14 protein-coding genes and 1 other annotated feature are annotated in these 12,255 nt (G+C 35.1%); of the genes, 1 reads left to right on the forward strand and 13 read right to left on the reverse strand.

Annotation, left to right across the window (positions count from 1 at the left end; all coding sequences use genetic code 11):
• Nucleotides 1-190: 190 nt before the first annotated feature.
• Nucleotides 191-424, reverse strand: a binding site (T-box leader).
• Nucleotides 425-480: 56 nt separating this feature from the next.
• From PT281_RS00240 to PT281_RS00250, 3 genes are all read right to left on the reverse strand, one after another.
• Nucleotides 481-1,167: a deoxynucleoside kinase gene (locus PT281_RS00240; RefSeq protein WP_277151023.1), complete on the reverse strand. Its 687-nt coding sequence runs from the start codon at nucleotides 1,165-1,167 to the stop codon at nucleotides 481-483.
• A gap of 12 nt (nucleotides 1,168-1,179) precedes the next feature.
• The gene (locus PT281_RS00245) at nucleotides 1,180-1,830 is read right to left on the reverse strand and encodes a deoxynucleoside kinase (protein WP_277151024.1); all 651 of its coding nucleotides are present in this window, start codon (nucleotides 1,828-1,830) and stop codon (nucleotides 1,180-1,182) included.
• Nucleotides 1,831-2,080: 250 nt separating this feature from the next.
• The gene (locus tag PT281_RS00250) at nucleotides 2,081-2,719 is read right to left on the reverse strand and encodes a hypothetical protein (protein WP_277151025.1); all 639 of its coding nucleotides are present in this window, start codon (nucleotides 2,717-2,719) and stop codon (nucleotides 2,081-2,083) included.
• A gap of 135 nt (nucleotides 2,720-2,854) precedes the next feature.
• On the opposite strand from PT281_RS00250, the gene PT281_RS00255 reads away from it, so the two are divergent.
• The gene (locus tag PT281_RS00255) at nucleotides 2,855-3,379 is read left to right on the forward strand and encodes an adenylylsulfate kinase (RefSeq protein WP_277151026.1); all 525 of its coding nucleotides are present in this window, start codon (nucleotides 2,855-2,857) and stop codon (nucleotides 3,377-3,379) included.
• Nucleotides 3,380-3,466: 87 nt separating this feature from the next.
• Here the strand turns inward: PT281_RS00255 and PT281_RS00260 are convergent, their stop codons facing one another.
• The 10 genes from PT281_RS00260 to PT281_RS00305 form a co-directional block, all read right to left on the reverse strand.
• Nucleotides 3,467-4,111: a helix-turn-helix transcriptional regulator gene (locus PT281_RS00260; RefSeq protein WP_277151027.1), complete on the reverse strand. Its 645-nt coding sequence runs from the start codon at nucleotides 4,109-4,111 to the stop codon at nucleotides 3,467-3,469.
• Between the two features lie 18 nt (nucleotides 4,112-4,129).
• Nucleotides 4,130-4,963 (reverse strand): CPBP family intramembrane glutamic endopeptidase, encoded by an 834-nt coding sequence (locus PT281_RS00265; RefSeq protein ID WP_277151028.1) that lies wholly within the window; start codon nucleotides 4,961-4,963, stop codon nucleotides 4,130-4,132.
• A gap of 393 nt (nucleotides 4,964-5,356) precedes the next feature.
• Nucleotides 5,357-5,980, reverse strand: coding sequence for a helix-turn-helix transcriptional regulator (locus PT281_RS00270; protein WP_277151029.1), 624 nt, complete (start codon nucleotides 5,978-5,980; stop codon nucleotides 5,357-5,359).
• Nucleotides 5,981-6,138: 158 nt separating this feature from the next.
• Nucleotides 6,139-6,630 (reverse strand): Asp23/Gls24 family envelope stress response protein, encoded by a 492-nt coding sequence (locus PT281_RS00275; RefSeq protein ID WP_277151030.1) that lies wholly within the window; start codon nucleotides 6,628-6,630, stop codon nucleotides 6,139-6,141.
• 21 nt (nucleotides 6,631-6,651) lie between these two features.
• Nucleotides 6,652-6,831 (reverse strand): DUF2273 domain-containing protein, encoded by a 180-nt coding sequence (locus PT281_RS00280; RefSeq protein ID WP_277151031.1) that lies wholly within the window; start codon nucleotides 6,829-6,831, stop codon nucleotides 6,652-6,654.
• 11 nt (nucleotides 6,832-6,842) lie between these two features.
• On the reverse strand, nucleotides 6,843-7,397 hold the full coding sequence (gene amaP / locus PT281_RS00285; protein WP_277151032.1) for an alkaline shock response membrane anchor protein AmaP: 555 nt from the start codon (nucleotides 7,395-7,397) through the stop codon (nucleotides 6,843-6,845).
• Nucleotides 7,398-7,548: 151 nt separating this feature from the next.
• Entirely contained in the window at nucleotides 7,549-8,262 is a 714-nt protein-coding gene (locus PT281_RS00290; RefSeq protein WP_277151033.1) for a glucosamine-6-phosphate deaminase, read from the reverse strand.
• Nucleotides 8,263-8,343: 81 nt separating this feature from the next.
• Nucleotides 8,344-8,613, reverse strand: coding sequence for a DUF2087 domain-containing protein (locus PT281_RS00295; RefSeq protein ID WP_277151034.1), 270 nt, complete (start codon nucleotides 8,611-8,613; stop codon nucleotides 8,344-8,346).
• Nucleotides 8,614-8,696: 83 nt separating this feature from the next.
• Entirely contained in the window at nucleotides 8,697-11,033 is a 2,337-nt protein-coding gene (locus PT281_RS00300; protein WP_277151035.1) for an ABC transporter ATP-binding protein/permease, read from the reverse strand.
• 131 nt (nucleotides 11,034-11,164) lie between these two features.
• The gene (locus PT281_RS00305) at nucleotides 11,165-12,253 is read right to left on the reverse strand and encodes an ElyC/SanA/YdcF family protein (RefSeq protein WP_277151036.1); all 1,089 of its coding nucleotides are present in this window, start codon (nucleotides 12,251-12,253) and stop codon (nucleotides 11,165-11,167) included.
• Between the last annotated feature and the right edge of the window lie 2 nt (nucleotides 12,254-12,255).

Below are 12,255 nucleotides of genomic sequence, written 5' to 3' on the forward strand. Positions count from 1 at the left end.
ATAAAAACGTCCCCTTAGACTTCAGTCTAAGAGGACGTTTAATCGTGGTTCCACCTCAATTTGCTATTTGCTCACGCAAATAGTCTCAGTCAGTTCAATCTTATACGCAAGATTGAACTGTAGTGATAACGGGACTGCCGGAATTTCTTATTTGTAAGAAGAAAAAAGCCGCCTTCTTAGACAATTTGTCTAAGAGGACGACTTAACGCGATTCCACCTCAATTTGCTATTTACTCACGTGAATAGCCTCAGTCAGTTTAACAATAAAATGGAAAACTGAGGTGATAACGGTACCGCCGGAATTTCTTACATTATTTAGAAAAACGGTTCGCAGGTGTGATTCGTATTAGGCACTTTATGTCTTCACAGCAACTGACACTCTCTGGTAAGTCCTAAATATTACTAGTCTGCTCATAACCTTTTTAATTTTCTTTTAATTATAACTGCTTAATTCGATAAGTCAAGCAGTTATAATTAAAGCTACTTGGAAATTTTGATATCTGTTGGCTTATCCCATGACTCAGGTAATTTACCAACTTCCTTTAATTTGGCTACGATTTGGTCTAAGACAGTTTTACGTGCATTTTCATCGGTCATAAAGTCAAGACTATCGCCATCAATCTCCATTTTAGGTGAGTAGTCGTACTTTTCATACCATGGCTTGTAATAGCGCAAAAGACGTTTGTAATAGTCTTCAAGAGTTGCATCATAGCTAAGCTGTTCATAAGGACGACCACGTTTTTGAATTCGGTTGATCATCGTTTCGTAAGAAACATTGATATGAACTAACAGATCAGGGTTCTTTTTCGGCATATGAGTAAGCTCACGCATCATATTATTTAATAGTTCATAATATGTGTCCACTTCTTCTGGAGTTGCCCGCCCAATATCAGCGTTCATTTGGAAGAAGAGGGCATCTTCATAAATTGACCGATCTAGAACATTGTTGTCTTCTGTTAAAGCATTTTTAATACTGCGAAAACGTGTATTTAAGAAAAACACCTGCAATAGAAAAGCATATTTTTTAGGATCAGCGTAAAAAAGCGGTAAAACAGGGTTGTCATCAACGCTTTCGTAAAAAGGCTTGGTACCTAAATAATCTGCTAAAATACTGGTTAGACTGGATTTACCGGCTCCAATTGGCCCGCTTAAAACAATAACTGTCATCACGTTCCTTCTTTATTTTAAATTACCTATTTCGCGCAATTTGTCATCAATTTGCCGCAAAACTTTTTGTTTAGCATCTTCATCGATAATGAAATCGAATTTATCGCCATCAATTGCCATTTTAGGGGAAGCATTGTAATTTTTATACCACGGCTCATAATAGCGAATAAGGCGTGCGTAATAGTCTTTTAGACTAGGGTCTGTACTGATTTGTTCATAAGAGCGACCGCGCTTTTTAATGCGTTTGAGCATTGTTTCCAGCGATACATGAATGTAAATGAGTAAATCCGGTTTTTTACTTGGATTGCCAGGAGTATCTTCCATCATGTTTTCGAGCAGACCGTCGTAAATTTGAAATTCTGTAGGATCAGCGACGTTACTGTCCGCGTTCATTTTGAAAAAGAGGGCATCTTCATAAATTGACCGGTCTGAAACACTATTTTTTTCTTTAACTGCTTGATTGATCTGTGCTATCCGGTGGTTGAGCAAGTAGATATTGAGCAAAAACGTATATCGCTTCATGTCCTTGTAATACAGAGGAAGAACAGGGTTGCTGTCGACTCCCTCATAGAAGGCTTGAGTACCTAAATGTTCAGCTAAAATACTGGTTAAACTGGATTTACCGGCTCCAATTGGCCCGCTTAAAACAATAACTTGAATCACGCTCTTTCTTAAATACAACATATTGATACTTAATAAGTTTAATACGAGATGTAGGGGTAAAACAAGGGAAAAGTTAATTAAACTGGTTACATAAATGTCAAGTGATTTTGTATATTGCAGAGCAAAAAAATATTTGTTTTGCTAATATTATATATTTGTATATAATATATTGAAGCGTGAGTGTTACACATGAAACACAAAAAACGAGTGAGAATATAATTCTTACTCGTCTCTTTTTATAAAAATAATATTATTTTAGATTAATATCTGAATAAATCATGTCAGTAAATTTAGTTGCAGAATATTTATTGGCTAAGTCTTTGCTCGTGAAGTATTGGTTGATTACCTTACCATTATCTGGGATTGCTTCAAAAACAACTCTGATAGTTTCACCATCAATCTTTTCATCTTTAACAGTATAAGCAAATCCAACACTAATTGATTTTTCGTCGGCTGGACTAAGAATAGTCCATTTAGTCTGATTAATCGTCTTATATGAACCGCGCATTACGTTAGCAAAGGCTTTGGCATGTTTTGACTTCCAGCTGCCACTCATTTGCCACGTGTACTTGTTAGTTCCCTTAACTTTGCCGATAACTATGGCCTTAGCTTTTTTACCAGTATATGGCAGAACTAATGATGATTTACCTATTTCGAGAGGATCAGGAGTTAAATTGTTGTTGCTGTACCATTTACCTTGTAATTCTTTGGAAAATACAAAAGCCTTTTTAAAGCCATATTTAGTACCCTTAGCCGTCTTTTTAACGTCCTTTTTGCCAGTAATATGTGTGGTAGTAGTTTTAGCACTAACCTCGTTTGTAGTGAAGCAGTTGCCTGCTAAACTTAACGCTGCAACTGATAAACCTAAAATTTTTGCAGTTTTGTTCATGGGGTATCCTTTCAGTGTAAAAGTTAATTCTTGATGAAATCATTGTATCGTATAAGCATCAGCTTTACAATATAAATTGTTATTAATTTTGTTTCAATTTATAGTGAATTAATCTTTTTTAAGCAGGGAAAATCAATGAAAAGTAAAGTACTTGTAATCAGTGGCGTAACCGCGAGTGGGAAAACTACATTAATTAATCAACTAAGCAAGTTATATTCATCTAGCAAAGTTATTTCATTTGATGATTATGATATCGATCAATTACCCAACGCACCAGAACTAACATTACCATTAAAAGATGCTATAAATCAGTACGATATTAGTGAATTGATGAGGGACTTTAGAAAAATATATAATAATGTACCGCTAATTTTGCTTGATTTTCCGTTTGGTTATTGTCATAAGGTTTTAAAGCCGTATATAAATTGGGTAGTTTATATCAAAACACCACTAGACGTTGCCTTTGCAAGGCAGATAATTCGTGATGACCAAAATAAAACTGCAGCAGAAATAATTGCTTGGGCTAAGATATATTTGTCAAAGGCTAGACCATTATATGTTGATAATCAAGAGTATATTGCAAAGAGTGCAGACTTAGTACTAGACGGTATGCACTCTTTGGAAAAGGAAATTAGTGAAGTTAAGCAACTAATTGAATAGCTGCTGTTTCACATGTAACATAACCAAGGAACTTTACTAAAGAAAAAGCAAAAAATCCGACAAGCAAATAACTCGTCGGATTTTTTATTAAAAGCATTGTTGATAGAATTTAGTAATAAATAAAGCAAAAAATAACGAATGTGATATTACTCCTGTAACATAACCGATTAAATATGCCGTGTCAGGAATGCTAAAGTTAATTGTACGAATGCGTGAAATAGTAATTCCAGTCAAAATAATGGCAATACCTATCATCATTATTCGATTAAATGTTAAGTGAATATCAAAATATTTTTGCCAATGATACCGCAAGCCGAGGCAACTAGATTGGTCAAATTCGTTTAAGCGTGTCAGGGCAGAAATAACAAAAAATGTTATGGCGAATAGTAATAGATTGAATAGATGGAGGTGAGTTAAGCCATTAAATTCAAGCAGCCAAAAGATTGCTAAAGCAAACGCAGTAAGTGTTAAGTAGCGTTTAATCGGCCTTAGTTTTGAGATAACATCTTGCTTTTCTAAATATTCGCGCAGGCCTGAATCTTCTTTTAATAAGGTATCAAGAGAAATTTGATAATAGTCACTTAATTTGATTAGACTAGCCATGTCCGGATAGGTTTTTTCGTTTTCCCAACTGGAAATAGTCTGTCTGCTAACAAAAAAGTCTTCAGCAACTTCTTCTTGAGTTAAATTTTTTGCAAGTCTAACTTGTTTTAAATGCTCACCAAATCTCATATTTTTAACCTCATAAAGTCATAATTTTCTACATCTTAAATTATACTCAATTGTATCTTTTCGTGAGCCGGAAATTAAAAAGTAAGCAAAAATAATATCAATGAATGCTAATAGAATAGTTTCTTGCCAGTCAAAAGCGGAAGGTGAAGTCATTGTTAGTGAACCTGCTGTGATTGCCATTGCAGTATCGTATAGGGCGTGATACCCCATACTGATTAAAATCGAGTCAGAGTATAAATAGATTGCCGCGAAAACAAAGCCGGCACAACAAGCGCCTAGCATTTGCTGCAAGGTGGCAGAAGCAGACTGTGCAACTAAATTTGTTGAATGTAATAAGCCAAAAATTAACCCATCACTTAAAACGGACCAGAGAATTTGATTGTGATAGTTTTTAAAATATCGTAGTAATAAATTTAAAACACAAAAGCGCATTAGCCATTCTTCGGCAAACCCGGCTTTAATAGAATCGAAAATAGGAATTGTTATCGACTTTGCTAGGTGGAAGTTCCAAGAGGTTAAAATACTTGTCCAGGATTCACTAGCATTGAAGCCATTAAATAGACACTTAACAATGATGAATAACAGAATAATTCCAATAATTGCTTTAGAGGCTCGTTTACTAATGCGCCAATTTGGCAGCTGAAATCCCCAATCGTGCATCGCGATTAACATAATGATGACAAAAATTATTCCGCCGCTGAATCCGGAAGTATTAAGAATTATTAACCAATCTGCAATTTTTTTAGTATATGTAAAGGTATCTGGTGCAGAAAGCAAAAGTGAAAACATGATAAAAGCAATAAAAATTCTGCCCCAAGTACTTTTGATTTTGCTTAGTGCTAGTTTAGCCATTGGAATATACATGATAAGTGAATACAGGGTAGCCAATGCAATCCAAAAAGTATTAGTTAGGATATGGTATTTATTTAAGATTATGATTATTACGTACAATGTGAGCTGGAGCGATAATGTAATACTGAAGCTTTCCCAATAATAATTAAATTGGACTAGTCGACTATGGGGATTTTGTTTCTTTTTTAATAATGTAAATTGTAGGCAGCTAAGAATTGCTAAAATTAGGATGAGTATCCATGATGTCAAGGCTTTGTTTGATAAGAAAAAATGCTGCTTGACTAGTCTTAAAATAAGAACTGCTAATAAAATAATTGATTGTGCTAAAGTTTGGCAAAAATGCCATTTTTTAATAGTTGATTCTGAAAACATGATTAATCTCGCTTCTAAATATTAATAATTGTGCTTTTTGTTGAATATGTAAGCAAACAACCAAAGTATCAGTATCTCTATAATTGCACCAATGATGTCCATTAGATGGTCTGATTGGGGATCGTGTAATAAGTTAGCACATAATTGCATCAGAGGTATTATTATAAAAATAAGATATTCTAGCCAACCATGTTTTTTAAAGAATTGGTGATACTTTGATTCGATCCCTAAATTGTTTAAGTTATTAAAATCATTGATATGTCTAATAGCCTTTACTAAAGGAATTTGAATTAATATTAGCAGCAAGAAAAAGCCGTGAAGTTTAATAATATCAAGCATCTCAGCTAAGCAAACAATTAATATTATTGAGTCGATCAACTCTAAATATTTTTTGATATTTTTTAATTCTTGGGCAACATTCTTTTTTTCTAGATATTCACGCATGCCTGAATCCTCCTTTAATAGGGTATCAAGAGAAATTTGGTAGTAGTCACTTAACTTAATCAGACTAGACATGTCAGGATAAGTCTTTTCGTTTTCCCAACTAGAAATTGTCTGTCTGCTGACGAAGAAGTCTTCAGCGACTTCTTCTTGAGTTAGATGCCGCGTAATTCGCGCCTGTTTTAAGTGTTCACCAAATTTCATTTTTCTTTCCTCCATATTTGATAAATAAATTATGGTGAAATTATTTTAAAAGGGCAAGCAGAGAATTGTTGCATTATCATAATTGAGTAGATATTTCCTGGGAAATAAAAATAGCAGTGATCAGCTCACTGCTATTTTTATTTGAAAGGTAAGGGGAATTATTTTACTCTGTCTTTTTTGTCGTTGTCTTCTGTTTTTTGTCTGTCTTTTTGATTATCAAGTTTGTCTTTGGTTGTCTTGGTCGCACCAGTAATGCGATCTTGCAGACTAACGGAATCTTTTTGATGTTGCTCCTGCGTTTTAATGTCAACAACAGTGACGTTAACTTCGACAGTATCAAGACCAGTCATTTCTTTGACTTTGTTATAAATTCTTTCTTTAATTTGGTCGTATAATTTAGTGATTTGTACGCCATACTCTGCAACAATATCAATATCAACGGCAACTTGCGTCTTGCCAACTTCGACATTGACACCAGTTGTAACATCGTTATTATTAACAATTTTATCAGTTAAATTTGAGAAGAAGCCGCCATCAACAGTTAATAGTCCCTTGATGCCTGATAATGCAATACCGATGATTTTTTGAATCACTTTAGAATCATATTTTAGTTCGCCTTTAATTTCTTGATTTGACTTTGCTTGTGCCATATTAAAAATCTCCTTGATAAATTACTTATTCATTAACTTTTTTAGTAGCGGCCAAAAATGCCCAACTATTAGACCACAGACTAACATTACAATTACAAAAATCGTCTTAAAAAAGCCTAGCCACAAAAAGCAAAATGCTAACAGCAGTCCAATGATAGCGCCACTTATTTCTGGAAGATGATTCTGCAAATTTTCTTTCATTTTAGCCTCCTTTACTGAACGCGCTTATCAGGCACTTCACCGTTATGATAGTTAGTAAACTTAATTATAATTTTTGGCTTTTGCTCAATTCCTAATAGTTGTTTAAGATCAACTTTTACTTTTTGAAGATAATCTTCAAGTAAATTAGCTACGTCTTCACCAGCTCCAAGATCGCCACGCACATTGATTTTAATGCGCCGCTTAGTTAATTTGGAATCAACTTTAGCATTGTTTAAGTAGGGAAGGTCGTTTAATGAGCTTAAGATAAAGCCGTTGACAGCCTTGCTAGTAATTTTTACCTGACCGCTTTGTTTGGGAATTAAATTAAAACTACGTTGCGTTGGCCAAAAAAGCAAAATTAATAAACTAATAATTAAACTAACAACCATAACGGCACTAACGGCAATTAAGTACCAAGTGAATATTGGACTAACGGCACTAATTGATGGTAACTTTAGCTGTAAATATTTTTGCCAAAAGCCACTGGTTTGCCATAAAAGATAAGTTGGCAAGGGTAAAACAATTATTAGGCATAATATTAATAGCCATTTTTTACTACGCTTCAATTGATCACATCCTTTGTGTATTTAAACTTATCATAAACCTTGATTATTTTGTTAGTTAATAATATGCACCAATAAGTATGTTATTTTGTCTTTATATAGATAAGTACATAAAAAAGCGCTGGATTAATTACAGCGCTTCTTTAAAATTGGGTTATTTAGTTAGTTCACTTGCAGCAGCGTGATCAACAATCACGGTGACATTAGGATGCCGTTGTAAAATTGATGCCGGTACATCTTCCGTGACAGGTCCCATAATCGTTGCTTTGATTGCCTTGGCTTTGCTAGTACCAAAGGCCATGAGTATAATCTTTTTGGCTGACATAATGTTGGCAATGCCCATGCAAATAGCGGATTTGGGAACATCATCAATATTATTGAAAAAGCGAGAATTTGCCTTGATTGTGTTAGTGGTTAATTTTACTTCATGAGTAATTGAGTCGAACGGAGTTCCAGGCTCATTAAAGGCGATATGACCATTTTGACCAATTCCCAAAAGTTGGACGTCGATTGGATTTTCCGCAATAATCTTATTGTAATCAGCTGCGGCGCCTTTTGGATCATTGATTGCCTTAATTCCATCAGGCAGGTAAGTTTTTTTAAACGGCTTCTTATCAAAAAGATGTTTTTGCATAAAATAGTGGTAACTTTGATCGTTATCAGGAGTTAGACCGACATATTCGTCTAAGTTAATACTGATTAAATTACTGGTATCCAGGCTGCTTGCAGTCCATTTCTGATATAAAGTTACTGGAGTAGAACCAGTAGCAAGACCGAGTACTTTAGCACCGCTTGCAATTTCGTGCTTAAAAATTTTGAACGCTTCAACACTACCTTGGATATTGCTTTCAGTTGTAATTATTTTCATAGTTGCTCCTCCTATACTGATAAACTAATTATAAATTGGTATATGCCAATTCGTCAATCTAAAAAGGAGCAAAAATTAATTTTATTTCTCTGATTTAAAATAACTACTGCAATCATCTGTTCGTTCTAAAAGATGTGCTTCAATCAAGTCACGTCTGCGAGTGACATAGTCATCGACATATTTACGAAGAATTAGATTAACGTCGGGTTCTGAATATTTATGGTTAACTTTAAATTTGCTGGCTAAATATTTTAAAATTAAGTGACGTTTATTAGCTTTTCCAGGCCAAATCTTAACGAAACCCATTTGATCTAAATAGCGTTGCAGTTGTGCTTTTTCTTGTTCGTTCATTGTTTTCACCTGTTAGTTAAAATTGTCTAGCAAAAAAGCTCTGCTCAATGTTACACATGAAACAGAACTTTTAATTGCTAAAATTATTCACTTCTTAATGCAATAGCTGCATCTTTCTTAGCTGCCATTCGTGCAGGGAGATGACCACCAAGCAAAGTTAAAATCGTTGAAATAATGATTAAAATTAATGCATGCACTGGATTAAGTTGTGCTACATTTGATAGATCAGTGATGTTGTAGAGAATGCTGTTAATTGGGAAGGTAAGCAGGTAGGCAATAACAATTCCTAAAACGCCTGAAAAAATCCCCAAAATAAATGTTTCCGCATCAAATACACGTGTAATATCTTTTTTACGGGCTCCTAAAGCCTTAAGAACACCAATTTCTTTAGTTCGCTCAAGAACGGAAGTATAGGTTAAAATTCCGATCATAATCATTGATGTAATTAATGAAATTGCGGCAAAGGCAACAAGAACTGTGGTAATTCCGTTAAGTAGACCGCCAGTCATTGAAGTAACGGCACTAGACATGTCAGTATAAATAATCTTATTCTTTTTACTTTTACCCTTGTTCCATTTGTCGAGGTAATCTAAAACCTTATCTTTAGAATCAAAATTATTTGGATAAATCATGATTCCCATTGGTAAAGTAGAGCCGCCGATAGTTTGCATCATTTGCTTCTTTTCAGCTGAACTCATATTTTGTCCAGTCATCACGTTTTGGTTAGACTTCTTTTGCGCTTTAACAATCGCAGAATTTTCATTTGCCTTGATAATATCTTGTGTTAACTGGTCGCTATATGTGATCCCAGGAGAAAGCAGGGAAAGTGAGTCCTTATTTTTCGGTCGAATAATCCCGACAACTCGCAATGTGGTTTTACTCTTGTTGTACATTGAAGCGTCAGCTTTTTGTGGAATGAACATTCCTGTTGGCAACTTTTGGTAGTAATCGTCGTTATTAATAATTTTGTATTTTTGACCAAGAAGCTTATTAAATGGCAGTTTATCGCCATTTTTAATTTTGAAGCCTAAGTTCTTAAAGACATTGATATTAACGGTATCTTTATTATCTGTCACTAAGATTAGGTCAGTTGCCTTTTTTGGCCAAGAACCGTTAAGCAATTGGTAATTGTCCTTCAAGAATGAGGTTTTACCTGATTTAAGAGTTGTGGGGAAGACTGCTGAACCAAAGCCGCTGCTCTCCTGAACTTCCGCTAATGCAGTTTCTTGTGCGCTAGTAGCGCTAGTGGCAATTGTTGAGAATTTAACGCGCTTGATTTTACTACCATCTTTAGCTAATAAATTCAGATTAACACCACGTTGGTAGGAAATATTGTTAGCGTAGTCCGGATTTATTTTTTTGACGTAATTAATATATTGGGGCGTAATTTTATTCTGATGTGTGGATGATTGCAGTTCACTTTCTTTGGCCGTAATATAGCCTCGGTTCTTAACGTTTTTGTCAGAATCATCATCTTTAGTGCTTGATACATTGGTTGCTGTTTGACTAATTGAAACGGGATATTTGGCCAGTGCCTTGCTCATTGTGGTATCGATTTGCTTTTGAAAACCATTCGACAGCGCCAAAACAATCGCAATTGAAATGATACCGATACTTGATGCAAAGGCAGTCAATGTAGTCCGACCTTTTTTAGTCATAATATTGGTAAAACTCAATTTAATTGCATTCCAATACGACATTTTAGTCCGTTTAAGCTTGAACGTGTCCTTCTCATCTTGAGGCTGATAAGGATCAGAATCATCAAGAATTTTACCGTCTTGGAAGTTAACAATTCTGGAAGCATATTCCTTAGCAAGTTCTGGGTTGTGAGTAACCATGATAACTAAACGATCTTTTGAAACGCGCTTAATTAACTGCATGATTTGTTCAGAAGTTTCAGTATCAAGGGCGCCAGTTGGCTCATCACAGAGTAAAATGTCGGGATCATTAGCTAAGGCTCGGGCAATTGCTACACGTTGCATTTGACCGCCGGATAATTGGTTAGGCTTCTTATTAATATGTTCCTTTAGACCAACTTCTGTTAAAGCCTCAATTGCTCGTTTGTGGCGTTCGTTAGTCGGCACACCTGATAAATTCATCCCCAATTCAACGTTGGCAATGATTGATAAGTGTGAAATTAAGTTATAATTTTGAAAAACGAACCCAACAGAGTTGTTACGGTATGCATCCCAGTCTGTTTCTTTAAAATTCTTGGTTGATTTGCCGTTAATAATCAAGTCACCTGAGTCATAGCGGTCAAGACCGCCGATGACGTTTAACATGGTTGTTTTACCAGAACCACTTGGACCTAAAATGGCAACAAATTCTTGATCGCGAAATGAAATCGAAACGTCATCAAGTGCATGTGTGACAGTATCGCCCACATGGTAGGATTTACGTAAATCTTTTAATTGCAGCATACTACTATCCTTTTCTTTAATAAAGTAATAACAAAAACTAGTTTAACATTGATAAAAAGATGAATCTAGGTTAAAAGCTTATTTTTAATATATGTCTTAAAAAATAATGTTACTAAATATAACGATAATATTTAAATTTTAACAAGTCCCATGGCAGTAAGAAACGCTAGTAGAATAAATGCTAACAAAATCAATGTGATAATAATCAAATGTCGCTTTTTATTCATTACGAGTACCCCGGCGAATTCACGGACAATGGCATTAGGCAAGAAATAAAATCTAGTATATGAACCTACACCGTTAGCATTAAGTCCTGCTGCGCGAGCAAAAAGAGCAGCCCGAAAAATATGGTAATTATTACTGAAGAATTTAGCCCGATAATTGTTATTGCCATAATCTTTAGCCGCTATTTTACCTGAAAAGAGCATGTTCTGATATGTATTTTTGGACTGATCCTCACAGAGAATGTCATTTGGTGCAATGCCACGGGCAAGGGCATACTCTTTCATTGCCTGGGCTTCGGGAATTTTTTCATCTTTGCCTTGGCCACCAGACATAATCAATTTGGGCATTTTATGTCCTTTAGCTACCTGCTTTTGCGCATATTGAATAGCTCGATTGATGCGGCTGGCAAGCAGCGGGCTAACTGTTTCACCATTATATAAGCCAGCGCCTAAAACAATTAAGTAGTCTTGGTTATATTGCCGTGGTACCAGCTGATAAAGGGCTAAGTTAACTAGAAAGTTGTAAGCAACTAGTAGCAGATACAAGACAACGGCAGGTGTGGCGTATAGTAAGGCTTTTAGCCAATCTGGCGCGCATTTAAATGGTCCGAGTATAGCAATTACCCAAACGACGATTAGAGCAAGACCAATAAAAAGGGTCAACAAGTTAGACAGTGTGTGACTTTCGCGCCGCCAAACAAAATAAGCATTCCATAAAAAGAAAAGCCAAGAAAAGGCGACCATTAAAACAATGCCAGTTACCAAAAATGCCAGCACGACAATATAAATATTAATTAGAATTTGTAAATTAGTTGCGAGAATTAACACGGTAAACCAAATGCCAAACGTTAAAATGAAGATGGTAAATAAAACACCATTAAATAGCCGCCTTGGTTCTTTTAGCCATGCTGTTAAAAAGATGATGAATGTGAGCAGTAATAAAATTGTTAAATAAGTAAATGGCTGATTTGAACTGAAAATTTGAAAAAAGTGCATCA

This window comes from Lactobacillus sp. ESL0701 (genome assembly GCF_029433445.1).
Lineage (GTDB): Bacteria > Bacillota > Bacilli > Lactobacillales > Lactobacillaceae > Lactobacillus.

Coding starts and splice junctions, on each gene's coding strand:
- PT281_RS00240 (WP_277151023.1), bottom strand. CDS start 1,167: ATGACAGTTATTGTTTTAAGCGGGCCAATTGGAGCCGGTAAATCCAGT.
- PT281_RS00250 (WP_277151025.1), bottom strand. CDS start 2,719: ATGAACAAAACTGCAAAAATTTTAGGTTTATCAGTTGCAGCGTTAAGT.
- PT281_RS00255 (WP_277151026.1), top strand. CDS start 2,855: ATGAAAAGTAAAGTACTTGTAATCAGTGGCGTAACCGCGAGTGGGAAA.
- PT281_RS00260 (WP_277151027.1), bottom strand. CDS start 4,111: ATGAGATTTGGTGAGCATTTAAAACAAGTTAGACTTGCAAAAAATTTA.
- PT281_RS00265 (WP_277151028.1), bottom strand. CDS start 4,963: ATGGCTAAACTAGCACTAAGCAAAATCAAAAGTACTTGGGGCAGAATT.
- PT281_RS00270 (WP_277151029.1), bottom strand. CDS start 5,980: ATGAAATTTGGTGAACACTTAAAACAGGCGCGAATTACGCGGCATCTA.
- PT281_RS00275 (WP_277151030.1), bottom strand. CDS start 6,630: ATGGCACAAGCAAAGTCAAATCAAGAAATTAAAGGCGAACTAAAATAT.
- PT281_RS00280 (WP_277151031.1), bottom strand. CDS start 6,831: ATGAAAGAAAATTTGCAGAATCATCTTCCAGAAATAAGTGGCGCTATC.
- PT281_RS00290 (WP_277151033.1), bottom strand. CDS start 8,262: ATGAAAATAATTACAACTGAAAGCAATATCCAAGGTAGTGTTGAAGCG.
- PT281_RS00295 (WP_277151034.1), bottom strand. CDS start 8,613: ATGAACGAACAAGAAAAAGCACAACTGCAACGCTATTTAGATCAAATG.
- PT281_RS00300 (WP_277151035.1), bottom strand. CDS start 11,033: ATGCTGCAATTAAAAGATTTACGTAAATCCTACCATGTGGGCGATACT.
- PT281_RS00305 (WP_277151036.1), bottom strand. CDS start 12,253: ATGCACTTTTTTCAAATTTTCAGTTCAAATCAGCCATTTACTTATTTA.